The organism is Pseudomonas sp. R32 (assembly GCF_009866705.1).
GTDB lineage: Bacteria > Pseudomonadota > Gammaproteobacteria > Pseudomonadales > Pseudomonadaceae > Aquipseudomonas > Aquipseudomonas donghuensis.
Window position 1 is genome coordinate 3,037,676 of sequence record NZ_CP019396.1, and the last position, 24,348, is coordinate 3,062,023.

18 protein-coding genes are annotated in these 24,348 nt (G+C 64.2%); 8 read left to right on the top strand and 10 right to left on the bottom strand.

What is annotated here, in order from left to right; translation table 11 throughout:
* The first annotated feature begins 23 nt into the window (after positions 1–23).
* Together PspR32_RS14240 and paaZ are read left to right on the top strand one after the other, a co-directional pair.
* Positions 24–1,265: an OprD family porin gene (locus tag PspR32_RS14240; protein WP_159388739.1), complete on the top strand. Its 1,242-nt coding sequence runs from the start codon at positions 24–26 to the stop codon at positions 1,263–1,265.
* Positions 1,266–1,312: 47 nt separating this feature from the next.
* The gene (gene paaZ / locus PspR32_RS14245) at positions 1,313–3,382 is read left to right on the top strand and encodes a phenylacetic acid degradation bifunctional protein PaaZ (RefSeq protein ID WP_100783397.1); all 2,070 of its coding nucleotides are present in this window, start codon (positions 1,313–1,315) and stop codon (positions 3,380–3,382) included.
* On the opposite strand, the gene PspR32_RS14250 is transcribed toward paaZ, so the two are convergent.
* Together PspR32_RS14250 and PspR32_RS14255 are read right to left on the bottom strand one after the other, a co-directional pair.
* Positions 3,363–4,661, bottom strand: a complete 1,299-nt coding sequence (locus PspR32_RS14250) for an ATP-binding protein (protein ID WP_010225243.1) — start codon at positions 4,659–4,661, stop codon at positions 3,363–3,365. The genes paaZ and PspR32_RS14250 overlap by 20 nt on opposite strands.
* A gap of 6 nt (positions 4,662–4,667) precedes the next feature.
* Positions 4,668–5,369 carry a response regulator transcription factor gene (locus PspR32_RS14255; protein WP_010225242.1) on the bottom strand — a complete coding sequence of 234 codons (702 nt, stop codon included), beginning with the start codon at positions 5,367–5,369 and terminating at the stop codon, positions 4,668–4,670.
* Between the two features lie 156 nt (positions 5,370–5,525).
* On the opposite strand from PspR32_RS14255, the gene PspR32_RS14260 reads away from it, so the two are divergent.
* The 3 genes from PspR32_RS14260 to mobA all read left to right on the top strand — a co-directional run bounded on the left by PspR32_RS14260 (position 5,526) and on the right by mobA (position 10,487).
* The gene (locus PspR32_RS14260) at positions 5,526–6,704 is read left to right on the top strand and encodes an efflux RND transporter periplasmic adaptor subunit (protein ID WP_159388740.1); all 1,179 of its coding nucleotides are present in this window, start codon (positions 5,526–5,528) and stop codon (positions 6,702–6,704) included.
* An 11-nt stretch (positions 6,705–6,715) separates the two neighbouring features.
* Positions 6,716–9,850: an efflux RND transporter permease subunit gene (locus tag PspR32_RS14265; RefSeq protein WP_036997054.1), complete on the top strand. Its 3,135-nt coding sequence runs from the start codon at positions 6,716–6,718 to the stop codon at positions 9,848–9,850.
* Positions 9,851–9,911: 61 nt separating this feature from the next.
* A complete protein-coding gene (gene mobA / locus PspR32_RS14270; protein ID WP_159388741.1) occupies positions 9,912–10,487 on the top strand; it encodes a molybdenum cofactor guanylyltransferase MobA in 576 nt (191 codons plus the stop codon).
* A gap of 96 nt (positions 10,488–10,583) precedes the next feature.
* Here the strand turns inward: mobA and PspR32_RS14275 are convergent, their stop codons facing one another.
* Genes PspR32_RS14275 through PspR32_RS14300 form a run of 6 tightly spaced genes read right to left on the bottom strand, consistent with a single transcriptional unit; the run spans position 10,584 to position 16,955 of the window.
* Positions 10,584–11,012, bottom strand: coding sequence for a MarR family winged helix-turn-helix transcriptional regulator (locus PspR32_RS14275; RefSeq protein WP_010225236.1), 429 nt, complete (start codon positions 11,010–11,012; stop codon positions 10,584–10,586).
* On the bottom strand, positions 11,005–12,081 hold the full coding sequence (hemE, locus tag PspR32_RS14280) for a uroporphyrinogen decarboxylase (RefSeq protein ID WP_100783393.1): 1,077 nt from the start codon (positions 12,079–12,081) through the stop codon (positions 11,005–11,007). The genes PspR32_RS14275 and hemE overlap by 8 nt, the downstream gene beginning before the upstream one ends.
* Before the next feature lie 44 nt (positions 12,082–12,125).
* Positions 12,126–12,809, bottom strand: coding sequence for a ribulose-phosphate 3-epimerase (gene rpe, locus PspR32_RS14285; protein ID WP_159388742.1), 684 nt, complete (start codon positions 12,807–12,809; stop codon positions 12,126–12,128).
* 12 nt (positions 12,810–12,821) lie between these two features.
* Positions 12,822–13,748 carry an alpha/beta fold hydrolase gene (locus PspR32_RS14290; protein ID WP_010225233.1) on the bottom strand — a complete coding sequence of 309 codons (927 nt, stop codon included), beginning with the start codon at positions 13,746–13,748 and terminating at the stop codon, positions 12,822–12,824.
* Positions 13,749–13,792: 44 nt separating this feature from the next.
* Positions 13,793–15,370, bottom strand: a complete 1,578-nt coding sequence (locus PspR32_RS14295) for a class I adenylate-forming enzyme family protein (RefSeq protein WP_051636826.1) — start codon at positions 15,368–15,370, stop codon at positions 13,793–13,795.
* The gene (locus PspR32_RS14300; RefSeq protein WP_010225231.1) at positions 15,357–16,955 is read right to left on the bottom strand and encodes a phosphopantetheine-binding protein; all 1,599 of its coding nucleotides are present in this window, start codon (positions 16,953–16,955) and stop codon (positions 15,357–15,359) included. Before PspR32_RS14300 ends, PspR32_RS14295 begins: the two co-directional genes overlap by 14 nt.
* Before the next feature lie 452 nt (positions 16,956–17,407).
* On the opposite strand from PspR32_RS14300, the gene ccoN reads away from it, so the two are divergent.
* Together ccoN and PspR32_RS14310 are read left to right on the top strand one after the other, a co-directional pair.
* The gene (gene ccoN / locus PspR32_RS14305) at positions 17,408–18,835 is read left to right on the top strand and encodes a cytochrome-c oxidase, cbb3-type subunit I (protein WP_100783391.1); all 1,428 of its coding nucleotides are present in this window, start codon (positions 17,408–17,410) and stop codon (positions 18,833–18,835) included.
* A gap of 11 nt (positions 18,836–18,846) precedes the next feature.
* The gene (locus tag PspR32_RS14310) at positions 18,847–19,059 is read left to right on the top strand and encodes a hypothetical protein (protein WP_010225226.1); all 213 of its coding nucleotides are present in this window, start codon (positions 18,847–18,849) and stop codon (positions 19,057–19,059) included.
* A 118-nt stretch (positions 19,060–19,177) separates the two neighbouring features.
* Here PspR32_RS14310 and PspR32_RS14315 read toward each other — a convergent pair whose 3' ends face one another.
* Positions 19,178–21,688, bottom strand: coding sequence for a UvrD-helicase domain-containing protein (locus PspR32_RS14315; protein WP_159388743.1), 2,511 nt, complete (start codon positions 21,686–21,688; stop codon positions 19,178–19,180).
* A gap of 189 nt (positions 21,689–21,877) precedes the next feature.
* Here PspR32_RS14315 and PspR32_RS14320 point away from each other — a divergent pair, with 189 nt between their 5' ends.
* Entirely contained in the window at positions 21,878–22,576 is a 699-nt protein-coding gene (locus PspR32_RS14320) for a pirin family protein (protein WP_159388744.1), read from the top strand.
* Positions 22,577–22,686: 110 nt separating this feature from the next.
* Here PspR32_RS14320 and pgm read toward each other — a convergent pair whose 3' ends face one another.
* Entirely contained in the window at positions 22,687–24,324 is a 1,638-nt protein-coding gene (pgm, locus tag PspR32_RS14325; RefSeq protein ID WP_010225220.1) for a phosphoglucomutase (alpha-D-glucose-1,6-bisphosphate-dependent), read from the bottom strand.
* Positions 24,325–24,348: the final 24 nt, after the last annotated feature.

Here is a 24,348-nt window from a genome sequence, read left to right on the forward strand (position 1 = left end):
AACGATTGTCGGGTATAAAAATAATGAACCACATTCGCCTCAAGCCAGCCTCGCTGCTGGCCAGCCTTGCCCTGCCCATGGTCGCCGCACCGGCCATGGCGGACTTTTTCGCTGACAGCCACGCCAAGCTCGAGCTGCGCAACCATTACCTGAACCGCGATTTTCGTCAGGACAACGCGCCCCAGGCCAAGGCCGAAGAATGGGGCCAGGGCTTCACGGCTAAACTGGAGTCGGGCTTTACCGAGGGGGCCGTGGGCGTTGGCGTCGACGCCATGGGCCAACTGGGGATCAAGCTCGACTCCAGTCGCGACCGCCGTGGCACTGGCCTGTTGCCCTACGGGCGCAACAGCCTGGAGCCGGCCGACGACTACAGCGAACTGGGCCTGACCGCCAAGCTGCGCGCCTCGAAAAGCGTGTTGCGCCTGGGCACCCTGCAGCCGTTGTTGCCGGTGGTGGTGTACAACGATACCCGCCTGCTGGCCTCAAGCTTTCAGGGCGGCTTGCTCAGCAGCCAGGAAATCGACGGCCTGACGGTCAATGCCGGGCGCCTGACCAAGGCCAACCTGCGCGACTCTTCAAGCCGCGACGATATCGGCTATGGCGCGGCCAGCAGCGACGGCTTCGATTTTGCCGGCGGCAGTTATGCCTTCAACCCGCAACTGAGCCTGAGCTACTACTACGGCAAGCTTGAGCACATCTACCGCCAGCAGTTTGTCGGCCTGGTGCATACCCTGCCATTGGCCGAGGGCCTGAACCTGCGCAGCGACCTGCGTTACTTCGACAGCCGCGGCGATGGCGCCGAACGTGGCGGACAAATCGACAACCGCAACTTCAACGCCAGCTTCGCCCTCGGCGTGCGCGCCCACAAGTTCACCGCCAACCTGCAACAGATGTCTGGCGACAGCGCCTTTCCGTTTCTCAACGGTGGCGACCCCTACACCGTCAACCTGGTCACCTACAACACCTACACCCGCGCGGGGCTGGACTCCTGGCAACTGCGCTACGACTACGACTTCGCCGCGCTCGGCGTACCGGGCCTGAGCTTCATGACCCGCTATACCGACGGCCGTCACGCCAAGGCCGGGGCCATCGACAACGGCCGTGAGCGCGAGCGCGATACCGATATCACCTACGTGATCCAGAGCGGCCTGCTGAAAAACGTCAGCCTGCGCTGGCGCAATGTCATGTTTCGCTCGGGCAACGGCCTGACCACGGCGCTGGACGAGAACCGCCTGATCATCGGCTACACCCTGGCGCTGTGGTAAGCGCCAAGCCCGTGTGCAATCGATTACCTGAAACCGGAGGACACCCGATGTCTGCTGCCCCTACCTTGCAAAGCTTCATTGCCGGCCGATGGATCGGCCAGCACGGCGCCACGCCGCTGCGCAGTGCCCTGGACGGCCATATCATCGGTTACAGCCACGAGGAGCGCCCGGACTTTGCCGAGGCCATCGAGCATGCCCGCGCTCAGGGCCTGCAGGCCCTCATGGCCATGGACTTCCAACAACGCGCCGCCCGCCTCAAGGCCCTGGCCTTGTACCTGAGCGAACGCAAGGAGCAGCTCTACGCCCTCTCCCACCACAGCGGTGCCACCCGTGCCGACAGCTGGATCGACATCGAAGGCGGCAACGCCACGCTGTTCGCCTACGCCGGCATCGGCGCGCGGGAGCTGCCCTCGGGCAATATTTTTCACGAAGGCCCGGCCATCCCCCTGGGCAAACAGGGCTCGTTCGTCGGCAGCCATATTCTGGTCCCGCGAGCGGGCCTCGCGGTGCATATCAACGCGTTCAACTTCCCGATCTGGGGCATGCTGGAGAAATTCGCCCCGACCTTCCTGGCCGGCATGCCCTGCATCATCAAACCCGCCACCGCCACCAGCTACCTGACCGAAGCGGTGGTGCGCCTGATGGCGCAATCCGGCCTGCTGCCGGCCGGTAGCCTGCAACTGGTGATTGGCAGCACCGGCGACCTGCTCGACCGTCTGCAAGGCCAGGACCTGGTGACTTTTACCGGCTCAGCCGACACCGCGGCAAAACTGCGCGTGACCCCGAACCTGATCCGTCACTCGGTCCCCTTCAGCGCCGAAGCCGACTCGCTCAACTGCGCGATCCTCGGCCCGGACGTCAAGCCGGGCGATCCGGCGTTCGAGCTGTACATCAAGGAAGTGGTCCGCGAAATGACCACCAAGGCCGGGCAAAAGTGCACCGCGATCCGCCGCGCCATCGTCCCGGCCCGGCACATCGACGCCGTCGCCAGCGCCCTGCGTGAGCGCCTGAGCCAGGTGGTGGTGGGCGATCCGTCGATCGAGGGCGTACGCATGGGCGCCCTGGCCTCCCATGAGCAGCAACGCGATGTCGGTGAACGCCTGCACAGCCTGCTGCAAAGCTGCGAGCAGCTGTTCGGTGCCAGCGATGGTTTCGCCCCGCGTGGCGAAGGGGTCAGCGAAGGGGCGTTCTTTGCCCCGACCCTGCTCCAGGCCCGCGACCCGCATGCCGAAGGCGGCGCCCATGACATCGAGGCCTTCGGCCCGGTCAGCACCCTGATGGCCTATGACGACCTCGACGAAGCCCTGGCCTTGGCCGCACGGGGCAAAGGCAGCCTGGTCGCCAGCCTGGTGACCTGCGACCGCCAGGTGGCGGCCAAGGTCATCCCGGTAGCAGCCGCCTGGCACGGCCGGCTGCTGATCCTCGACCCGCAGGCGGCGCCGGAGTCCACCGGCCATGGTTCGCCGCTGCCGCAACTCAAGCACGGCGGCCCGGGGCGTGCCGGTGGCGGTGAAGAGCTCGGCGGCCTGCGTGCGGTCAAGCACTACCTGCAACGGGCGGCGATCCAGGGTTCGCCGAGTATGCTCACGGCGGTCACTGGCGAGTACGTGCGCGGCGCCGAGGTGATTGAAACCGAGGTGCATCCGTTTCGCCGTTACTTCCAGGACCTGCGCATCGGCGAGTCGCTGCTGACCCACCGACGTACCGTCACCGAAGCCGACCTGGTGAACTTCGGCTGCCTGTCGGGCGATCACTTCTACATGCATTTCGACGAAATCGCCGCCAGGGACTCGCAGTTCGGCAAGCGCATCGCTCACGGCTACTTCGTGCTGTCGGCCGCGGCCGGGCTGTTTGTCAGTGCCGCTCCCGGTCCGGTACTGGCCAACTACGGCCTGGATACCCTGCGCTTCATCAACCCGGTGGGCATTGGCGACACCATCCAGGCCCGGTTGACCTGCAAGCGCAAGATCGACCAGGGCAAGAGCAGCCCGCAAGGCATCCCGCAAGGGGTGGTGGCCTGGGATGTGGAGGTGACCAACCAGTTGGGAGAGCTGGTGGCCAGTTATGACATTCTGACCTTGGTGGTCAAACGTGAGGTCAGCCCCGTGGCAACCTGATCTTGAACTGCGCGCCACCGAGCGCTGACTGGCCGACAGTCAGCGTGCCACCCTGGCCCTCAATGGCCCGGCGGCTGATCGCCAGGCCCAGGCCAAAGCCGCCAGTGGTCCGGTCGCGACTGCGGTCCAGGCGGTAGAACGGCTGGAAGATCAGCTCACGCTGATCAGGCGGGATGCCGATGCCGTCATCCTCCACGGTCAGCAGGCAATGGCCCTGCGGGTCCAGGCTCAGGCGCAGGAGGATCTGCCCGTCGCAATAGCGCATGGCGTTGCGCACCAGGTTCTGCAAGGCGCGGGCGGTCAGCCGTGGGTCGAGGATGAAGCGCGGCAGTTTGTCGTCGGCGCGCACCTGCCATTCGATGCCGCGGCCATCGAGCTCCTCGGCAAAGCTGCCAAGAATACTGTCGACCAGCTCCAGCAACGACACCTCGACCCGCTCGCGCGCCTGGTCGGCGTTCTGCAGGCGGCTATAGGACAGTAGCTCGAGCACCAGCTCATCCAGCTCGCGGACATGGCCGACCAGTTCCAGCAGGCGCTTGCGGCAGTTCGGCGGCACTTCGTCGAACAGCAATACCAGGCCAAAATCCAGGCGCGTCAGCGGCGTGCGCAGTTCATGGGACACGGCGTTGAGCAGTTCGCGTTGCTGGGTCAGCAGGCGCTCGACGTCCTGGGCCATGGTGTCGAACACCTGGGCCAGTTCGCCGATGTTCGAGCGCGGCGGAATATGGGTGCGCTGCGACAACTCGCCCTGGCCCAGGCGCCGTGCGGTTTCCTTGAGGCGCTCAAGGTCGCGCCAGTGCGGCCATACCCAGAACAGCAGGCAACCGAGCAAGGCGGCGCCAATCAGTACGGTCACCACCCAGGACAGCAGGCTGATGTCCATCGGGTCGGGCGGGTTGCTCAGTTCCACCAGCCAGGTGTCGTCCAGCGGCGCCAGGGCGGTTTCGTAGTAGCCCCAGTCGCCCAGGCGCACCACGTTCTGCCCGGCGTTGAGGCGATCGCGTTCTTCATGGCTCAGGCCGATCTGGTCCTGGCGGCGCAGCTCGATCTCAAGGGGCGCGAAATCCGCCGCCAGCTCCCTGGCCTTGGCCGGCCACTCGCTGGCCGGCACCTGCTCGAACTGCTTGACGATCAGGCGCTGCACGCCCCGCGCCTGATCAAGGTTGTAGGCGATGAAGCGCTGATGAAAGGCGCCGACGATGGCGTCGGGAATCAGGAAGATCGCCCCGGCATAGGCCACGATGGTGATCAGGTACAGACGGATGAGGATCTTCAGCATGAGCCGCTAGAACTCCCACTCGACCCGGCTGAACAGGTAGCCCTTGCCCCACACGGTCTTGATCTTGCGCGCTTCGCCGGCGCTGTCGTCGAACTTGCGCCGCAGCTTGGAAATCGCCACGTCCACCGAGCGGTCGGTACCGTTGAACTCGATGCCGCGCAGTTGCTGGAGGATACGGTCGCGGCTGAGCACCACCCCGGCGTTGCGCGCCAGCACCACCAGCAGGTTGAACTCGCCGCTGGACAGCTCCACGGGTTGTTCGCGCCAGAACACGTTGCGCTCGGCCAGGTCGATGCGCAGGCCGCCGACCACGATCAGGTCGCTCTCAAGCCGGGGCTCGTTGATGCAGCTGCGGCGCAGCAATGTGCGTACCCGGGCCAGCAGCACCCGTGGCTCGCAAGGTTTGGTCACGTAGTCGTCGGCGCCCATCTCCAGGCCCAGCACCTGGTCATGGCTGTCGTCGCGGGCGGTCAGCATCAGGATCGGCAAGGCCTGGGACTCGGCGCGCAGCAGCCGGCACACCTGCAGGCCATCGAGGCCGGGCAGCATCAGGTCGAGGATCACCAGGTCCGGCTTGTTGCGCCGGGCTTCGGCCAGCACATGGTCGCCACGGGCAATCACATTGACACTGAAGTCGTTGCGCTGCAGGTAGCTGGCGATCAGTTCGGACAGGGCGCAGTCGTCTTCGACCAGGAGGATATTCGGCATGGGTAGTTTGACAGGCTGGGAAAGTCAGGCAGGATATAAGAGCTCACGCGCTCGCAGGATAAAGCTTCACACTTTTTTACACATGGCCTACACAGCTTAACTGTTGCCCGTCGGTCGCCTGCCTTAGCATTGCCGGGTCATTTTCGGAAGATCCGCATGTCCAGTACAAGTCCCGCCCGTCTGCGCGCCCTGGCGCCGCTGTTGTTGATCACCTTTGCCCTGAGCGCCTGCGACGACAAATCGCCGGCCGAAGAAAAGGCCCCGCCGAGCGCCGTCAAGGTCGAGACCGTGCGCGTGCAGCCGCTGGCGATCAGCACCGAGCTCAATGGCCGCATCCTTGCCCCACGTACCGCCGAGGTACGTGCGCGAGTGGCCGGGGTGGTGCTCAAGCGTGTGTACCGCGAAGGCAGCGACGTCAAACAGGGCGATGTGCTGTTTCGCATCGACCCGGCGCCGTTCCAGGCCGATTACGACAGCGCCCGCGCAAGCCTGGCCCGCGCCGAAGCCACGCTGTTCCAGGCGCGCTTGCAGGACCAGCGCTATCGCGAGCTGATCGGCATCAATGCGATCAGCCGCCAGGAGCATGACAACGCCCGCGCCGCCTTCCTGCAAGCCGATGCCGATGTCGCCGCTGCCAAGGCTGCGCTCGAGCGGGCCAAGCTCAACCTCGGCTACGCCACCGTCACCGCGCCGATTTCCGGGCGTATCGGTCGCGCCCTGGTGACCGAAGGCGCCCTGGTGGGGCAGAACGAAACCACGCCGCTGGCGACCATCCAGCAGTTGAACCCGATCCATGCCGACGTCACCCAGTCGACCCGCGAGCTCAATGCCCTGCGCCGCGCCCTGCGTGCCGGCGAACTGCAGCAGGTGGGCCAGGACCAGGCCAGCGCGACGCTGATCCAGGACGACGGCACGCCCTACCCGCTGCCGGGCAAGCTGCTGTTCTCGGACATCAGCGTCGACCCGAGCACCGGGCAGATCACCCTGCGCAGCGAGTTCCCCAACCCGGACCTGGACCTGCTGCCGGGCAGTTTCATCCGCGTGCGCCTGGAGCAGGCGGTCAAGCAACAAGGCATCAGCGTGCCGCAACGGGCCATCCTGCGTGACAGTGCTGGCAACCCGAAGGTAATGCTGGTGGATGCCGAACAGCGCATCAGCGAACGTTCGGTGGTATTGGGCAGTGTGCAGAACGACCGCTGGATCGTCAGCGACGGCCTGGCCCCCGGTGACCGGGTGGTGGTCGAAGGTCTGCAGCACATCAACCCCGGCGACCAGGTACAGGTCGACAACGCGGGCAAGGACGCCCTTCCCATCGTTCAGTCCAACGGCCAGTGAGGGCCTGATTCATGCCGCAGTTTTTCATTGACCGCCCGGTCTTCGCCTGGGTGGTCGCCTTGTTCATCCTGCTGGCCGGCGCCCTGGCCATCCCGCAGTTGCCGGTGGCCCAGTACCCCGACGTGGCGCCGCCGCAGGTGGAAATCTACGCCGTGTACCCCGGCGCCTCGGCGCAGACCATCGACGACAGCGTGGTCAGCCTGATCGAGGAAGAGCTCAACGGTGCCGACAACCTGCTCTACTTCAGCTCGCAAAGCAGCCTGGGCAGCGCCACCATCACCGCCACCTTCGAGCCGGGCACCAACCCGGACCTGGCCCAGGTCGACGTGCAGAACCGCCTGAAAGTGGTCGAGTCGCGCCTGCCGCGCCCGGTCACCCAGCAAGGACTGCAGGTGGAGAAAGTCTCCACCGGCTTCCTGTTGATGGTGACCCTCACCGCCATGGACGGCAGCCTCGATGAAGTGACCCTGAGCGACTTTCTCGCCCGTAACGTGATGAACGAAATCCGCCGCCTCAAGGGTGTCGGCAAGGCGCAGCTGTATGGTTCGGAACGGGCCATGCGCATCTGGATCGACCCGGCCAAGCTGATCGGTTTCAACCTCACCCCGGATGACGTCAACGACGCCATCGCTGCGCAGAACGCCCAGGTGGCGCCAGGCAGCATCGGCGACCTGCCGGGTACCGGCACCCAGGAAATCACCGCCAACGTGGTGATCAAGGGCCAGCTCAGCACCGTGCAGGAGTTCAAGGACATCGTCCTGCGCGCCAATCCCGATGGCTCGACAGTCACCATCGGCGATGTCGCCCGGGTCGAGATCGGCAGCCAGGAGTACCAGTACGGCACCCGCCTCAACGGCAAGCCGACCAGCGCCTTCAGTGTGCAGTTGTCGCCCGGCGCCAACGCCATGGAAACCGCGACCCTGGTGCAAGCCAAGCTCAACGAGCTGTCGCGCTACCTGCCGCCGGGGGCCAAGTTCGACATCCCCTACGACACCTCGCCGTTCGTCAAGGTCTCGATCCAGCAGGTCATCACCACCCTGCTCGAAGCCATGGCCCTGGTGTTCGCGGTGATGTTCCTGTTCCTGCAGAACATCCGCTACACCCTGATCCCGACCCTGGTGGTGCCGGTGGCGCTGATGGGTACCTTTGCGGTGATGCTGGCGCTGGGCTTCTCGGTCAACGTGCTGACCCTGTTCGGCATGGTCCTGGCCATCGGTATCCTGGTCGACGACGCCATCGTCGTGGTCGAGAACGTCGAGCGGATCATGAGCGAAGAAGGCCTGGCACCGCGCGAGGCGACGAAAAAGGCCATGAGCCAGATCAGCGGCGCCATCGTCGGCATCACCCTGGTGCTGGTGGCGGTGTTCCTGCCGATGGCCTTCATGAAAGGCTCGGTGGGGGTGATCTACCAGCAGTTCTCGGTGTCGATGGCGGTGTCGATCCTGTTCTCGGCGTTCCTCGCCCTGAGCCTGACCCCGGCCTTGTGCGCGACCCTGCTCAAGCCGATCGCCAAGGGCTCGCACCACGAGAAAACCGGCTTCTTCGGCTGGTTCAACCGCCGCTTCGAAAGCATGACCAATGGCTACCAGCGCTGGGTGATCCAGGCCCTCAAGCGCAGCGGCCGCTATTTGCTGGTCTACCTGGTGCTGGTGGCCGGGCTGGTATACGGTTTCAGCCAACTGCCCTCCTCGTTCCTGCCCACCGAAGACCAGGGCTACACCATTACCGACATCCAACTGCCGCCGGGGGCCAGCCGCGCCCGCACCGAACAGGTGGCGGCGCAGATCGAGGCGCATAACGCCACAGAGCCTGGCGTCGGTAACAGCACCCTGATTCTCGGCTTCAGCTTCTCTGGCAACGGCCAGAACGCGGCGCTGGCGTTCACCACTCTCAAGGACTGGTCCGAGCGCGGCAGCGACGACAGCGCGCAATCCATCGCCGACCGCGCCAATGCCGCGTTCAGCCAGCTCAAGGACGCCATTGCCTATTCGGTGCTGCCGCCGCCGGTGGATGGCCTGGGCACGTCCAGCGGTTTCGAGTTCCGTCTGCAGGACCGTGGCGGCCTCGGCCATGCCGGGCTGATGGCGGCGCGCGACCAGTTGCTCGCCGCCGCGGAAAAAAGCCCGCTGCTGGTCAACGTGCGCGAAAGCGCCCTGGCCGAGAGCCCGCAGGTGCAGCTGGAAGTCGACCGCAAGCAGGCCAATGCCCTGGGCGTGTCGTTTGCCGATATCGGCAACGTGCTCAACACTGCGGTGGGCTCCAACTACGTCAACGACTTCCCCAACCAGGGGCGGATGCAGCGCGTGGTGGTGCAGGCCGAAGGCGATCAGCGCAGCCAGGTCGACGACTTGTTGAAGATTCACGTGCGCAACAGCAACGGCAAGATGGTGCCACTGTCGGCCTTCGTCCAGGCCAAGTGGATCACTGGCCCCGTGCAGTTGACCCGCTATAACGGCTACCCGGCCATTGCCGTGTCGGGCGAGCCGGCACCGGGCTACAGCTCCGGCGAGGCGATGAACGAGATCCAGCGCCTGGTCGATCAACTGCCTCAGGGCATGGGCCTGGAATGGACCGGCCTGTCGCTGCAGGAGCGCCTGTCCGGCGCCCAGGCGCCGATCCTCATGGGCCTGTCGCTGCTGGTGGTGTTCCTGTGCCTGGCGGCGTTGTACGAGAGCTGGTCGATCCCGACCTCGGTACTGCTGGTGGTACCGCTGGGCGTACTGGGCGCGGTGATTGCGGTGAGCCTGCGCGGCATGCCCAACGACGTGTTCTTCAAGGTCGGCCTGATCACCCTGATCGGCCTGTCGGCGAAAAACGCCATCCTGATCATCGAGTTCGCCAAGAGCCTGGTCGATGAAGGTCACGACCTGGTCGATGCCACCGTGCAAGCCGCACGTTTGCGCTTGCGCCCGATCGTCATGACCTCGCTGGCGTTCATCCTCGGTGTGGTGCCCCTGGCGATTGCCAGCGGCGCCAGCTCGGCCAGCCAGCAGGCCATCGGTACCGGGGTGATCGGCGGCATGCTCAGCGCCACCCTGGCGGTGGTGTTCGTGCCGGTGTTCTTCGTGGTGGTGATGCGCCTGACCGGCAAGCGCCGGGCCAAGGGCCACGCCCGAGCGTGCGCGCCGGTAGCCAGCGACAGCTGATCTGGACAGACTGCGGCGTGCATGGGAAGGTGATCGGCTGATACCGCCAGGAACCCTGACCATGCCCGCCGCCCCTCCCCCCTGCTCCATCCTCATCCTTGCCGGTGGCCGCGGCCAGCGCATGGGCGGCCAGGACAAAGGCCTGCTCGACTGGCAGGGCCAACCCCTGATCGCCCACATCCACGCCGTGGTGCGGCCGCTGACCGACGACCTGATCATTTCCTGCAACCGCAACCAGGACCTGTACCGGCCTTACGCCGATCAGTTGGTGGGGGATGCCGAAGCGGATTTTCCCGGGCCACTGGCCGGGGTGCTGGCGGGGCTGGCGGTGGCGCGGCATGAATGGATGCTGGTGCTGGCCTGCGACGCGCCGTTGATCGACCAGGCGCTGATCCTCGACCTGATGCACCTGGCCAATGACCAACAGCAGCCGGCGATGATCCGCCAGGGCGGCTACTGGCAGCCGATGTTCAGCCTGATTCCCTGCGCCTTGCGCGCTGACTTTCAGCGAGCCTGGGATGCGGGCGATAGAGGTGTGCAACGGACCTTGCGCCAGCACCCGGTGCGGGCCGTGGAGTGCGCTGAGGGCGACCTGCGCCTGAGCAATTTCAATACCCCGGAGTTTTTGCGCACCTAGTCATCGCTGGGCAAGCCCGCTCCCACAGATTGATGCAGGACCTGTGGGAGCGGGCTTGCCCAGCGATGAGGCCGGAGATCGCTGACAAGTCCAGCTTCAGCGCAACCGCGACCTGATCCGGTGGCACACGTCCAGCACCTGCTCCACCTCCCCCTCGCCCAGGTCGATCTTGCACGCCATGTTGCTGAACACCTGCGCCGCCTCGGCCTTGAGCTCACGGCCCTTGTCGGTCAGCAGCAGGTTACGTCGACGGCGGTCATTGGGGTCGAGATAGACAGTGATGAAGCCATTGTCGGCCAGACGCTTGACGATCGGTGTCAGGGTGCCAAGGTCGAACAAGGTCAGCTCGCTCAGGGCACTGATCGAGACATCGTCCTGGCCCCATAACCCGGCCATCACCAGCAATTGCGGGTAGGTCACACCGCGCTTTTTCAGCGGTTCGGCGTAGTCACGGACCATGGCATTGGCGGTCGAATACAGCGAGAAGCACAGCATCCGGTCGAAGTCGAAGGTCGGGTCAAGCATAGGCACCTCCGCGCACGCGGCTCAATTCATGGACCGCCTCGACCAGGGTCGCCACCGCCTCTGGCGAGGTTGCCGGCGAGATCCCCTGGCCCAGGTTGAACACATGGCCAAAGCCTGCGGCCGGCGGCCCGAAGGCCTGCAAGGTGCGCTGCACTTCGCGGCGGATGCAGGCCTCATCGCCCAGCAAGACGCTGGGGTCGAGGTTACCTTGCAAGGCGACGCTGTGGCCCACCAGTTGCCGGGCCATGCCCAGGTTACAGGCCGAGTCCAGGCTCAGGGCGTCGGCACCGCTGTCGGCCATTTCGCCAAGCCAGGGGCTACCACCTGGGGTGTAGATGATCGACGGTACCCGCTGACCGTGATGGGTCTTGTGCAGGCGCGCCAGCACCTCGCGCATGTAGAACAGCGAGAAACGCTGGTAGGCGCCATCGGCCAGGGCCCCGCCCCAGGTGTCGAAGATCATCAGCGCCTGGGCGCCGGACTCGATCTGCGCATTGAGGCTGGCCGCCACCGCTTGGCTGGTGACCTGCAAAATGCGCTGAAGCAGTTCCGGGCGGCGGTAGAGCATCTTCTTGATCAGCTGGAAATCACCCGGCGGCCCGCCTTCGACCATGTAACAGGCCAAGGTCCAGGGGCTGCCGGCAACGCCGATCAGCGCCGCCTTGGGGTCCAGCGCCCGGCGGGCCTGGGCCACGGTCTGGTACAGGTAGTCCAGTGACTCGGGCTCAGGCACACGCAGGCGCTTGATGGCCTGCTCGTCGCGCAATGGATGGCGAAAACGCGGGCCCTCGCCCGTGCCAAAGTACAGGCCCAGGCCCATGGCATCAGGCACGGTGAGGATATCGGAGAACACGATTGCCGCATCCAGGTTGAAGCGGCGCATGGGTTGCAAGGTAGCCTCGGTGGCGTAGTCCGGCGTTTTCGCCAGGTTCAGGAACGATCCGGCGCGGGCCCGCAACTCTCGGTACTCGGGCAGGTAACGCCCGGCCTGGCGCATCAGCCAGACCGGTGTGTGCGCAGTCGGCTGACGCAGCAAGGCCTTGATTAAAGTTGTAGTGTGCAAGGACAGGTAACTCGTACTGGATTCGCGAGAATCGTTGGAAAGACCGCCTATCAGTGGCGGTTGGGCACAGCGTGAGCAATCTCCCGGCGCAAGGCCTCGATGGTAGCGCGGTAATCGCTCTGGGCAAAAATCGCCGTGCCGGCAACGAACATGTCAGCCCCGGCGGCAGCCACCTGGCCGATGGTTTCGAGGTTGACGCCACCGTCTACCTCCAGACGGATCGCCCGGCCACTGTCGTCGATAAGCTTGCGCGCTGCAGCTACCTTGGGCAATACCGAAGGGATGAACCGCTGCCCGCCAAAGCCCGGGTTGACTGACATCAGCAGGATCAGGTCGAGCTTGTCGAGCACGTAGCGAGCCGCGTCGAGGGTGCTGGCCGGGTTGAACACCAGGCCTGCCTTGCAGCCCAGGTCCTTGATCAACTGCAGCGAGCGGTCCAGGTGCAGGGTGGCTTCGGGATGGATCGAGATGTAGTCGGCGCCGGCCTCGGCGAAGGCCTGGATCATCGCATCCACCGGGGTGACCATCAGGTGCACATCGATCGGCGCGGTGATCCCGTGGCTGCGCAAGGCCTTGCAGAACTGCGGGCCCATGGTCAGGTTGGGCACATAGTGGTTATCCATCACATCGATATGGATGACATCGGCACCGGCGGCCAGCACCTGCTCGGCTTCAGCGCCGAGGCGGGCGAAATCGGCCGCCAGAATCGATGGTGCAATCCAGAACTCTTTCACGGGTGTACTCCATTACTCATTGACTAATCGTTGCCGCGGCCCCGACTCACGCTGAAGCAGCGCAGCGTTGATCTGGCCGATCAAGGCCGCGCTCGGCTCCTCCAGGTGAAAATGGTGGCCGCCGTCATGCCAGTGCACCTGGGTGGCCCAGGGCAAGGCGTGTTTTCTTTTGTCGAACTGGGCGCCGGCAAACAGCCCCTGGCGCCCAAGCATCAGGTGCAGCGGGCAATTGATCTGGCGCAGGAAATCGCAGGCCTGACGCTCGGTCAGCTGCATTGCTTCGGGCAACACCAGGCGCGGGTCATGGCGCCAGCGGTAACCGTCGCCGACGCTGAGCAGGTCGCGCATGGCCAGCAACCGCGCGCCCTCGGCGCACAGCGTGGCGTCGATACTGTTGCGCCGCTCGCCAATGGCCGCTTCAAGGCTGTCGAACTGCGCCGTTTGCGCTGCCGAGAAGCCATGCAGGCGGGTGCGCAGGGCCAGGCGCAGCAGGCGCTGGGACTTTTTCAGGTGCTCGACGGTGTCTTCTTCGGCGATGGTAAAAGGCGCCCCCATGCCGTCGATGAACACCATGCTGTCGATCGACTTGTTCATTGCCGCCAGAATCGATGCGACCCCCGTGCCCATGGAATGGCCCAACACTGAAAAACGCTTCCAGCCCAGGCATTCGACCAGCGCGTTCATGTCATCAGCGTGTTCCCACAGGTAATAGCCGCTGTCGCCGCGACGGTGCTCGGAACGCCCGTGGCCGGCCAGGTCCGGGGCGACCACAAAACACTCATCAAGCAGCGGCGCAATGCGCTCGAACGACGCCGCGTTGTCGAGCCAGCCATGTACGGCCAGCACCGGATGGCCACGCTCATTGCCCCAGATACGCAATGCAACATGGTTGCCGTTAACGTCCAGCGATTGATCGCGGCCTCTATTGCCCAGACTCATGTCCGTACCTCCTGTATGACTGAATCACCCATCAAAGGCGCCGTTCAACCGGCCACCGCCAGTTGTGCGCTGCGCGCCGTGTGCTGCAGCTGCTGCAGGTCGAACTTGCCGTTGGCCGTACGCGGCAGGGTGCCTTCGATACTGATCGACAGGGGTACCTTGTGCGACTCCAGGCCGTGCCGGCAACGTTCGAGCAACTGTTCCACGCTCAGGCTCACACCTTGGCCCAAGGTGACGAACGCCCATAACGCCTCGCCGACCGACGCATGCTCGATACCGACCACCGCCGCCGCTTCGACGCCATCAATGGCATAGAGGAAGCTCTCGACTTCACTGGGGCTGACCTTCATGCCGCGCGATTTGATCACGTGGTCCATACGGCCCTGGAAGTACAGGTAACCGTCCTCATCAAGGCTGCAGTAGTCGCCGGTGTACAGCACGCTTTCACCCGGGTAAGGGCCCGGCTTGAGCTTTTGCGCCGTGGCCTGGGGGTTGCGCCAGTAACCTGCCATCACAGTGGCGCCGCGAATCACCAGTTGACCGACCTGATGCGGCTGGTCGATACGCCGGCCTTCGTCGTCCACCAGCCACAGCTCGGTGTTGGGGATGGCGATGCCGACACTGCCTGGTTTGTCGTCTATATCTTCCGGTGGCAAGTAGGTGCAGCGCTTGCACTCGGTCAGGCCGTACATGGAAAAGATCTGCGCCTGGGGGAACAGGCCTTTCATTTGGGCGATGTGGGTCGGCTTGAGGGCCGCGCCGGTGTTGGTCACCATGCGCACCTGGGGGAAAGTCGCCTCGCGCTTGTGCGCGTATTCATGCAGGAGCATGAGCATGGTCGGCACGAACGGAATGACCGTGACCTGATACTGGCGAATCTTTTTGATCAGGAAGATCGGCCAGGTGAATTCCTTTTCCAGCACCAGGGTGGCACCACTGCTCAAGGCCATGATCATCTGGTAAAGGCCGTAGTCGAACGACAGCGGCAACGAGCACAGCACGTTGTCAGTGGCTGTGTACCCCAGGTAGGTATGCAGCGAGTTGAGCGCCGCGAGCATGTTGCGGTGGGTAAGCATCACCCCCTTGGGCGCGCCAGTGGACCCTGAGGTGTAGATGATCGCAGCCAGGTCCAGGTCGAGGTTACCGCACGGCAGTGGCACGCCGGCGCCCTGCCCCAACAGGCTTTCGACAGTCTGGGTAACCGGGGAGTCGGCTTCGCCGTCGAGCAGCACGATGGCCTTGAGGTAGCTCAGCTCGGAGGTGCCCGCCGGCAGGCTGGCGAATTTCTCCGAGGTGGTGATCAGTACCGAGGCCTCGGCATCGCGGATGATGTAGTCGAGGCTGTCGGCCGGGGTTTCCAGGCCGACGTTGACCATCACCCCGCCGGCCCTGAGTACGCCCCAGAACGCACAGACGGTCTCGACCCGGTTGCCCAGGCACACCACCACCCGCTCCTGGCGCTGCAGGCCATTGACCTGCAGCCCGGCAGCCAGGCGCCCACTGGCTTCGTCGAGCTGGGCATAGGTGTAGGTTTCATCGGCATAGATGATCGCTGCCTTGTCCGGGTACAGGCCGTTGGGACGGTCCAGCACGTGCTGCAAGAGGACGTCAGACGCCTTCATGCTGCACCTCGAAACGTGCCCGGCGCACCGCCGCCGGTTGACGGTGGGCGTCAATATAGCCGGCCAGGGTGGCGACGGTATTGAAGTGTCCGGGGGCGATGGTGTCGGGGTTGACGAAGAAACCTTCGATATCGTCTTCCAGATTGACCAGCAACTCCATGGAGGTCAGTGAATCCAGCCCCAGGTCGTCCCGCAAATGCGAGTCGGCGCTGATCACGGTGTTTGCCGGCAGTTTCAGCACCACCCGCAAGATCTCGCCGAGCTGACGCTGGGTCGCCGCCTGGGCGATCGGCGTCGGCTCGCTCGCCGCCGGGGCAGCGCCGAGCATGGCCGACAGCGGTACATCGGCGTGGCTGTCACGGATGTCCAGGGCGGTTTGCCGGGCACGGGCGAGGAACAGCTGGCCGTTGCTGACAATCACTTCGGCCGGGTGGCCATGGCTGTGGAACAGGGTCGGCGAAGCAGACGGGCCGTAGGCACCTGAGGCGGTGACGGCGAGGATGTCGCCCTCGTGCAGGGTTTCGATCTGCAGGTCACGGGCCAGCAGATCATCGGGGCTACAGAGCGGCCCGGAGATATGGTATTCGCGCAGCGGCGCGCCGGTGCTGCCGGTGGCGTGGACAATACGGAAGTTGCGTTTGAGCACCTGGCCGCTGCCAGCGGCGGCGCCATGACAATTGGTACCGCCATCGGTGACGGCAAAGGTCTTGCCGTGGTTTTCCTTGATGTTGTCGACCGTCACCAGCAGGGCACCGCACTTGCCGGCGACGAAGCGCCCCGACTCGACAATGATCCGGGTCTGCGGGAACTGCTGATTGAACGCCTCGAACAGTGGCGCCAGCAGTTGCTTGAGCTGGCGGGTGTCGAGTTCGCTCTCGTTCTCGTAGTACTTAATACCCAGGCCGCCGCCGACATCGACCATGCTCATGTCCAGGTTGTAGCGCCGGGTCAGGCTACGGTAGAGGCCAAGAATGTACTTGGCGTTGTCGTACACCGACTGCGCATCGAGGATCTTGGTCCCGTTGTAAACGTGGATGCCTTTGATCTGCAGGTTTGGCAACGCCGCGTAGTCGCCGAAATTGGCAACGGCCGTATCTTCTTCAATGCCGAAATGGGTCGGCCGCCCGCCCATCTTCCACGGGGAACCGGAGGCGGAGAAGTTAGGGTTGATACGAATCGCCACCGGCGCCACGCGGCCGAGTTCGCCCGCCAGCGCCGAGAGTTTGCGCAGTTCGGTTTCAGATTCGACGACGATGGCAAACACCCCAACTTCCAGGGCGCGCCGATGTTCCTCGGGTTTCTTGTAGGGCCCGAGGAAAATGATGTCCTCAGGAGCGACCCCGGCCTTCAGGGCGATTTCCAGCTCGCCCAGCGAGCAGACTTCGGTATTGCCGCCGTAGGAGCGGATCAGTTTCACCAGGGACAGGTTCGGGTTGACCTTCAACGCATAGAAGATATCCACGCAGTCCGGCAATGCATCGCGCAACTCGTTGAAACTGCTGCGTAGCACGGCTTCATCGTAGAGGTAGGTCGGTGTCCCGAACGTCGCTTTTGCCTGGAGGACCAGTTCCTTGGAAAGCTTCATCTGTTGCTCCCTTCGTTCTTATAGTGTGCCGCCGCTGCGCGCGTACCCCGTCCCGGCTTGAGAGCACCGAGACAAGGGCGTATAGCGGGATGGCGTCAAAGTTGGTTGCGCACCACTTGCCGGGCGAGTAAGTGGGCCCGACATAAAACTTTGCGCGCAAAGTTTGTGAAATTCTGCGTCCGCATTTGCCGTGATGTCAAGATAATTCCACGGGGTTTTGTCTGCGACACAACGACACGCTTTTGCCGGCAGGTTCGATGCAGAACAGAGATAAATCGCCGCACCCAATCCATAACAGGTGCGCCATTGTCCAATGAATACGGGGGTTTTATCTGATCCGGTATTAACGCCGGTTTCTGAGTCTGTTTTGTATGCCAGCAGCTTCCTAGAGTCTGCGCCTGTGCCCCTGCCCCACGGCAGGGCGAGCCATACAGGAACTGTGGAAACTAGCCATGAGCACACATCAACAGGCGCAGGCCTATAACTACAAGGTGGTCCGGCAATTCGTCATCATGACGGTGGTCTGGGGTATCGTCGGCATGGCCATGGGCGTCTGGATCGCCTCGCAACTGGTCTGGCCCGAGCTTAACCTCGACTTGCCGTGGACCTCGTTCGGCCGCCTGCGCCCCTTGCACACCAGCCTGGTGATCTTCGGCTTCGCCGGTAGCGCGCAGTTCGCCGCCAGTTATTACGCGGTACAGCGCACCTGCCAAGTGCGGCTGTTCAGCGACAAACTCGCCGCCTTCACCTTCTGGGGCTGGCAGGCGACCATCGTGATCATGCTGGTCAGCCTGCCGCTGGGCCTGACCACGACCAAGGAATATGCCGAGATCGAATTCACCGGCGCGGTGTGGATGGCGATCGTCTGGGTTGCTTACGGCATCGTCTTCTTCGCCACCCTGATGCGCCGCAAGGCCAAGCATATCTACGTCGGCAACTGGTTCTTCGGTGCCTTCATCGTGGTGATCGCCATGCTTCACGTGGTCAACCACCTGTCGATTCCGGTGAGCTGGTTCAAGTCGTACCCGGTGTACTCCGGGGCCACTGACGCCATGGTGCAATGGTGGTACGGCCACAACGCCGTGGGCTTCTTCCTGACCACGGGTTTCCTGGGGATGATGTACTACTTCGTGCCCAAGCAAGTGGGCCGGCCGGTGTACAGCTATCGCCTGTCGATCGTGCACTTCTGGGCGCTGATCACCCTGTACATCTGGGCAGGTCCCCACCACCTGCACTACACCGCCCTGCCCGACTGGGCGCAGTCGCTGGGCATGGCGATGTCGCTGATCCTCCTGGCGCCAAGCTGGGGTGGCATGATCAACGGCATGATGACCCTCTCCGGCGCCTGGCATAAGCTGCGCAGCGACCCGATCCTGCGCTTTCTGGTGCTGTCGCTGGCGTTCTACGGCATGTCGACCTTCGAAGGCCCGATGATGGCGATCAAGACCGTCAACGCCCTGTCGCACTACACCGACTGGACCATCGGCCACGTGCATGCCGGTGCCCTGGGCTGGGTGGCGATGATCACCTTCGGCTCGCTGTACCACATGATCCCGAAAGTGTTTGGCCGCGAGCAGATGTACAGCGTCGGCCTGATCAACCTGCACTTCTGGCTGGCGACCATCGGCACCGTGCTGTACATCGCCTCGATGTGGGTCAACGGCATCGCCCAGGGTCTGATGTGGCGCGCCACCAACGACGACGGCACCCTCACCTACTCGTTCGTCGAGGCGCTGGTGGCCAGCCACCCGGGCTTTATCGTGCGCTTTGTCGGTGGCGTGTGCTTCTTGAGCGGCATGCTGCTGATGGCCTACAACACCTGGCGCACCGTGCGGGTAGCCGATGAAAAACTGGCGCTGAACAACGCCAGCCTGGCCTAGGAGGCACGGAGATGGATGACTGGCTGTATGCACTGTACTGCCTGAGCGGCGTACTGTTCTTCTACCTGGTCACCAGTGCCTGCCTGCAGCGCCACAACGGCGAAGTGGACGATCAAGCCAGCCTGATCCCCTTCGCCGACGACCCGGCGGTCGCCCGCCGGGTTGAAGCGGCCACCGGCAAGCCGGTGCCGGCGGTGGCGCCGGATGCGGCACTGAAGGCCTGATTCACGCCTCATCGCTGGCAAGCCAGCTCCCACATTGGATCTGTGTCTGCACAACCTGTGGGAGCTGGCCTTGCCAGCGATCGAGCGCGCAGCGGTCGTAATCCAGACAGCGCCAGAATCAGCTGCTGGCCATTTCCCGCCCATCCTCGAAGAACACCTTGCGCCCATCCACCTGGCTCGACGCCCGTGGCAGGTTGGCCGCCTCTGCCGTCGGCTTCTCGACATACCAGTAACAATGCTTCGCCGCCCGGGTAATGGCGACGTAAGCCAGACGCAACACTTCATCCTTCTGCGCGTTGTCGAACGCCTGGGCATCGCCGTTGCGGCCTAGACCTGCCTGGCGATACACCTGGTTCTTGTAGGGTGAGTTGGTCAGGTGCTGACAATCGCCGAGCATGAACACCGCATCGGCCTGTAGCCCCTTGGCGCTGTGATAAGTCAGCTGGCGCAGGCGCCGTTGTGCCGCCGGCAACCCGGCCTCGTGGTTGACCAATGCCTGCAAATGGTCGGCAATCGCCGCCTTGTCGCTGCTCTTGCGGTACAGCAGCATCACCGACTCGCCGTTGCGGTAGTGCTCAAGCAGGGTCTCGGCGAGACTGGCCTCGTCGCGCTCGAGCACCTTGACCGGCAGCGGTGTCTCGGCCGCCGGGCCACAGGCCCTGGCCTTCTTGCCGCTGATGGCCGGCGCCGATTTCACAATGTGCTCGGCGGCATCGATGATGTGCTGGTGGCTGCGGTAGTTGTCGGCGAGCATCACCCGGGTGCTGCTCGGTGCCGGGAACTCCTTGGCGAATTCCATGAAGTACTTGGGCGAACTGCCGCGCCAGCCGTAGATCGACTGCCAGTCGTCGCCCACGCACAGCAACGATGAATGCTGCGCCACCCGCCCGACCTGCATGGCCGGGCCACGGCGGCGGATCTCGCGCAGGCAGGCGCGCAGCCAGGAAACGATCTGCGGTGATACATCCTGGAACTCGTCGATCATCAGGTGCGCGAGCGGGCGCAGCAGCGGGTCGGGCAACAGCTGCAGGTTCTCCGGATTGTTCTCGCCGAACAGGGCGAACATGCGGTTGTAGCTCATGATCGGTGGCGACTGGCCCAGCAGGTGCGCTTCCAGGGCTTTCCAGTACAGGCCCAGGGCTTCGAAGAACAGCGCATCGCTGTCACCCGCCGGGAAGCTCATGGCGCCGACCGCCTTGTTGACCTCAAGCCCGAGGTTCTCGATAAAGCCGGCGGCGCCGACAAAGGCATCCAGCAGCGGCGCGGCGGCCAGCTCGCCCTTGACCTTGTAATCGAAGCCGGGGCCGGCCACGGCATCACCCGCCAGGGAGGAAGTCAGGCGCTTGGCAGCGGAGTAATTTTCTAGCCAAATCACAGGCTTATCGCAAAAAGCTTGAAACAGGGTGCGCTTTATCACCCACTCCGCCCACACCGGCAGCTTGGCCCCTGGGCGCTTGTACTGCTGGTTTTCCTTGGGGTCGAAGCCGAGCACCACGTACGCGTCCAGCTCGGCGATATGGCCGTGGAAGTGAAAACGGCTGCCGTTGATCTCGACCGTTTCGCGGCTCGGCTCGATGCCCTTGATCGGCCAGGCGCCGGCGGCGAACCACAGGTCTTCGAGCGTGTCGCACAGCTCTTCGTCGCGGCTGGCGGACAGCTGGGTCACTGCCACGCGCTTTTGCACGTCGGGGTGATCACGGTCCAGCGCCTTGAGCTGCAGGGCCTCGCGGCGCAGGCTGGCGATCAGCTCGGCAAAGCGCGGGCTGCTGCCCAGCAGGTCGCGATAGCAGAGGTTGAGCTGCTGACGCTGGGCATCGTTGATGCGCAGGTCGAACGGATTGCTCTCGGCGCTGGCTTCGCTGTCGCCGGGCATTTCGCTGCCCAGGGTCTCGAACGCGCGCATCTGGCTAAAGCCCGGCAAGCTGCGCACCAGCGGCAAGATGCGCGAATGGAAGGTACGCACCAGCTCACGGGCCTGGGCCTGGCTGAGGTCCAGTTGCCACAGGGCAAATACCTGGACCAGGCGATTGATGAAATCCTTGCGCGATTCGCGGGTGAAGGTCACCACGGTCATGGCGTCCAGCTCGTAGCCCAGGTAATGGCGCAGCAGCAGGATGCGCAGCACCAGCGAGGTCGATTTGCCGGCGCCGGCGCCGGCAATCACGCAGGTTGACGGCGTGTCGCTGAAGATCATCTTCCACTGCGCCGCGCTTGGCTGGGCATGGGCCGGCAGGCGCTGGGCAACGTCGGCCTTGAAGCGTTTCTTCAGCTCGGCAGTCAGCGCCAGGCGCCAGTCATCGAACAGCGCGTCGTCCAGCCCGGGCACAGCGTGAGCGTCGGGGCGGGTGTCGCGGATCACCAGGACCTGGCGCCCGGCCTCATAGCCGTCGATCCGCCCTTCTTCGTAGCCTTCGCGCAGGCCATCGGCATGACCGGTGCGCTGACCGCTGGCATGGCCCTGGAACCAGGAATCGCGATGCTGCGCCTGCAAGTGGCTCAGGCCACGCCCGAGCAGGCGCGCGGCCAGGCGACGCAGCCACGGCAGCTGCGCGGGCGCAATCAACTCCAGGGGTAGCTTGGGACGCTCTTCAGACACACCGACTCCAACACAATGAAAACCAGCGGCCATGTTCGCTCCATCGGGCAAAAATCACCAGCCGATTGCTTGCAGATCAGTGAATTAGGCGATGAAGCGTACAAATTACCCTAGCTCTATATATCGACAATATTGATTGTATTCAGCCGAAATTTACGCTTATTTTCGATCATTATTTGATAGATCATCTCCTCCATCCACTACCTTTCGAGGAGAGCCAACATGCTGAAACTGCGCCCATTCAAGAGCCTTGGCCATGCCAACCATGGTTGGCTCGATGCCCATCATCACTTTTCGTTCGCCGAGTACTACGATCCGGCGCGCATGCACTGGGGCAACCTGCGGGTCTGGAACGACGACCTGATTGCTGCGGGTAGCGGCTTCCCGCCGCACCCGCACCGCGACATGGAGATCATCACCTATGTGCGCGAAGGCGCCATCAGCCACCAGGACAACCTTGGCAACAAGGGCCGCACCGAGGCCGGTGACGTGCAGGTGATGAGTGCCGGCACCGGCATCACCCATAGCGAATACAACTTGGAGAAGGTCGATACGCGCATCTTCCAGATCTGGATCGTCCCTGAGCGCGTTGGCCAGGCGCCTTCCTGGGGGACCCGGCCGTTCCCCAAAGGCGAGCGCGGTGAAGGCTTCGTGACCTTGGCCAGTGGCCGCGAGGGCGACGAGCACAGCCTGCAGATTCGTGCCGATGCACGCCTGGTGGCAGCGACCTTGCAGGCAGGAGAAACCGCCGAGTACCGCTTCGAAGCCGGGCGCCGTGGCTACCTGGTGCCGGCCAAGGGCCTGGTTGAAATCAACGGTTTGCGCGCCGAAGCCCGTGACGGGGTGGCGATCGAGGACGAGCCGGTGCTCAGGGTGACGGCGGTGCAGGACAGCGAGATCGTGCTGGTCGATGTAGCCTAGGGCCGCTATGCGGCCCATCGCTGGCAAGACCAGCTCCCACAGGTCAGGTGATATCTCTCAGATATTTGCAACACCTGTGGGAGCTGGCTTGCCAGCGATGCTTTTAGCGGTCAGGCAATCGCCGCATCCACCAGTTCCTGGGCTTCAGCCACCAGGCGCTGCAAATGCGCTTCATCGATGAAGCTTTCGGCGTAGATCTTGTAGATGTCCTCGGTCCCCGACGGCCGCGCCGCGAACCAGCCGTTGGCGGTCATCACCTTGAGGCCGCCAATGGCCTGGTTGTTGCCCGGCGCATGGCTGAGGATCTGCTCGATCGGTTCACCGGCCAACATCGTCGACTTGACCTGCTCGGGCGCCAGTTTGCTCAGCAGGGCCTTTTGCTGCGGGTTGGCCTTGGCCTCGACGCGGGTAGCGAACGGCTCGCCCAGCTTGGCGGTAAGTTCGGTATAGGCCTGGCTTGGGTCGCGGCCGGTGCGGGCAGTGATTTCCGCCGCCAGCAGCGCCGGGATCAGGCCGTCCTTGTCAGTGGTCCAGACGCTGCCGTCCTTGCGCAGGAACGAGGCGCCGGCGCTCTCCTCGCCACCAAAGCCCAGGGAGCCGTCGAACAGACCGTCGGCGAAGAACTTGAAGCCCACCGGCACCTCAAACAAACGACGCCCCAAGCGCGCGGTGACGCGGTCAATCAGGCCACTGCTGACCACCGTCTTGCCCACGGCGGCGTCGCTACGCCATTGCGGACGGTGCTGGAACAGGTAGTCGATGGCCACGGCCAGGTAGTTGTTCGGCGCCAGCAGGCCATTCGGGGTCACGATGCCGTGGCGGTCGTGGTCCGGGTCGCAGGCGAACGCCACGTCGAAACGCTCGCGCAGGCCGATCAGGCCCTGCATGGCATACGGCGAAGACGGGTCCATGCGGATCTGTCCGTCCCAGTCGACGCACATGAAGCGGAAGGTCGGATCGACCTCGGTGTTGACCACTTCCAGGTTCAGCTTGTAGTGCTCGGCAATCGCCGACCAGTAGCGCACCCCTGCCCCGCCCAGCGGGTCGACGCCCAGGCGCAGGTTGGCGCTGCGGATCACGTCGAAATCGATGACGTTTTCCAGATCGGCGACATAGCTGGCGACATAGTCATGACGATGGGTGGTGCTGGCTGCCAGCGCCTGTTCATGGGAGATGCGCTTGACGCCCGCCAGGCCCACCGCCAGCAGCTCGTTGGCCTTGGCCTCGATCCACTTGGTGACATCGCTGTCGGCCGGGCCGCCATTGGGCGGGTTGTACTTGAAGCCGCCGCTTTGCGGCGGGTTATGCGAGGGGGTGATGACGATACCGTCGGCAAGGCCGCTGCTGCGTCCGCGGTTGTAGCAGATGATGGCATGGGACACCGCCGGGGTCGGGGTGTACTCGTCATCCTTGGACAGCATGACCTCAACGCCGTTGGCCGCCAGGACCTGCAGCGCGCTTGCTGCGGCCGGGGTCGACAACGCGTGGGTGTCGGCGCCGATGAACAACGGGCCATCGATGCCCTTGGCCTGACGGTACAGGCAGATGGCCTGGCTGATGGCCAACACGTGGTGTTCGTTGAAGCTCAGCTCCAGAGAGCTGCCGCGGTGGCCGGAGGTGCCGAAGGCAACGCGCTGGGTGGCGATGCTGGCATCGGGCTGGCCGGTGTAGTAGGCGGTCAACAGTTGCGGGATATCCACCAGCACGGAGGCCGGGGCCGGTTTGCCCGCCAAAGGACTGAGCTTCATGCAAAACCTCAAGAAAGGATGTTC

Coding starts and splice junctions, on each gene's coding strand:
- PspR32_RS14250 (WP_010225243.1), bottom strand. CDS start 4,661: ATGCTGAAGATCCTCATCCGTCTGTACCTGATCACCATCGTGGCCTAT.
- PspR32_RS14310 (WP_010225226.1), top strand. CDS start 18,847: ATGGATGACTGGCTGTATGCACTGTACTGCCTGAGCGGCGTACTGTTC.
- PspR32_RS14320 (WP_159388744.1), top strand. CDS start 21,878: ATGCTGAAACTGCGCCCATTCAAGAGCCTTGGCCATGCCAACCATGGT.
- PspR32_RS14255 (WP_010225242.1), bottom strand. CDS start 5,369: ATGCCGAATATCCTCCTGGTCGAAGACGACTGCGCCCTGTCCGAACTG.
- pgm (WP_010225220.1), bottom strand. CDS start 24,324: ATGAAGCTCAGTCCTTTGGCGGGCAAACCGGCCCCGGCCTCCGTGCTG.
- ccoN (WP_100783391.1), top strand. CDS start 17,408: ATGAGCACACATCAACAGGCGCAGGCCTATAACTACAAGGTGGTCCGG.
- PspR32_RS14240 (WP_159388739.1), top strand. CDS start 24: ATGAACCACATTCGCCTCAAGCCAGCCTCGCTGCTGGCCAGCCTTGCC.
- PspR32_RS14260 (WP_159388740.1), top strand. CDS start 5,526: ATGTCCAGTACAAGTCCCGCCCGTCTGCGCGCCCTGGCGCCGCTGTTG.
- mobA (WP_159388741.1), top strand. CDS start 9,912: ATGCCCGCCGCCCCTCCCCCCTGCTCCATCCTCATCCTTGCCGGTGGC.
- PspR32_RS14265 (WP_036997054.1), top strand. CDS start 6,716: ATGCCGCAGTTTTTCATTGACCGCCCGGTCTTCGCCTGGGTGGTCGCC.
- PspR32_RS14300 (WP_010225231.1), bottom strand. CDS start 16,955: ATGAAGCTTTCCAAGGAACTGGTCCTCCAGGCAAAAGCGACGTTCGGG.
- PspR32_RS14290 (WP_010225233.1), bottom strand. CDS start 13,748: ATGAGTCTGGGCAATAGAGGCCGCGATCAATCGCTGGACGTTAACGGC.
- paaZ (WP_100783397.1), top strand. CDS start 1,313: ATGTCTGCTGCCCCTACCTTGCAAAGCTTCATTGCCGGCCGATGGATC.
- PspR32_RS14295 (WP_051636826.1), bottom strand. CDS start 15,370: ATGAAGGCGTCTGACGTCCTCTTGCAGCACGTGCTGGACCGTCCCAAC.
- PspR32_RS14275 (WP_010225236.1), bottom strand. CDS start 11,012: ATGCTTGACCCGACCTTCGACTTCGACCGGATGCTGTGCTTCTCGCTG.
- PspR32_RS14315 (WP_159388743.1), bottom strand. CDS start 21,688: ATGGCCGCTGGTTTTCATTGTGTTGGAGTCGGTGTGTCTGAAGAGCGT.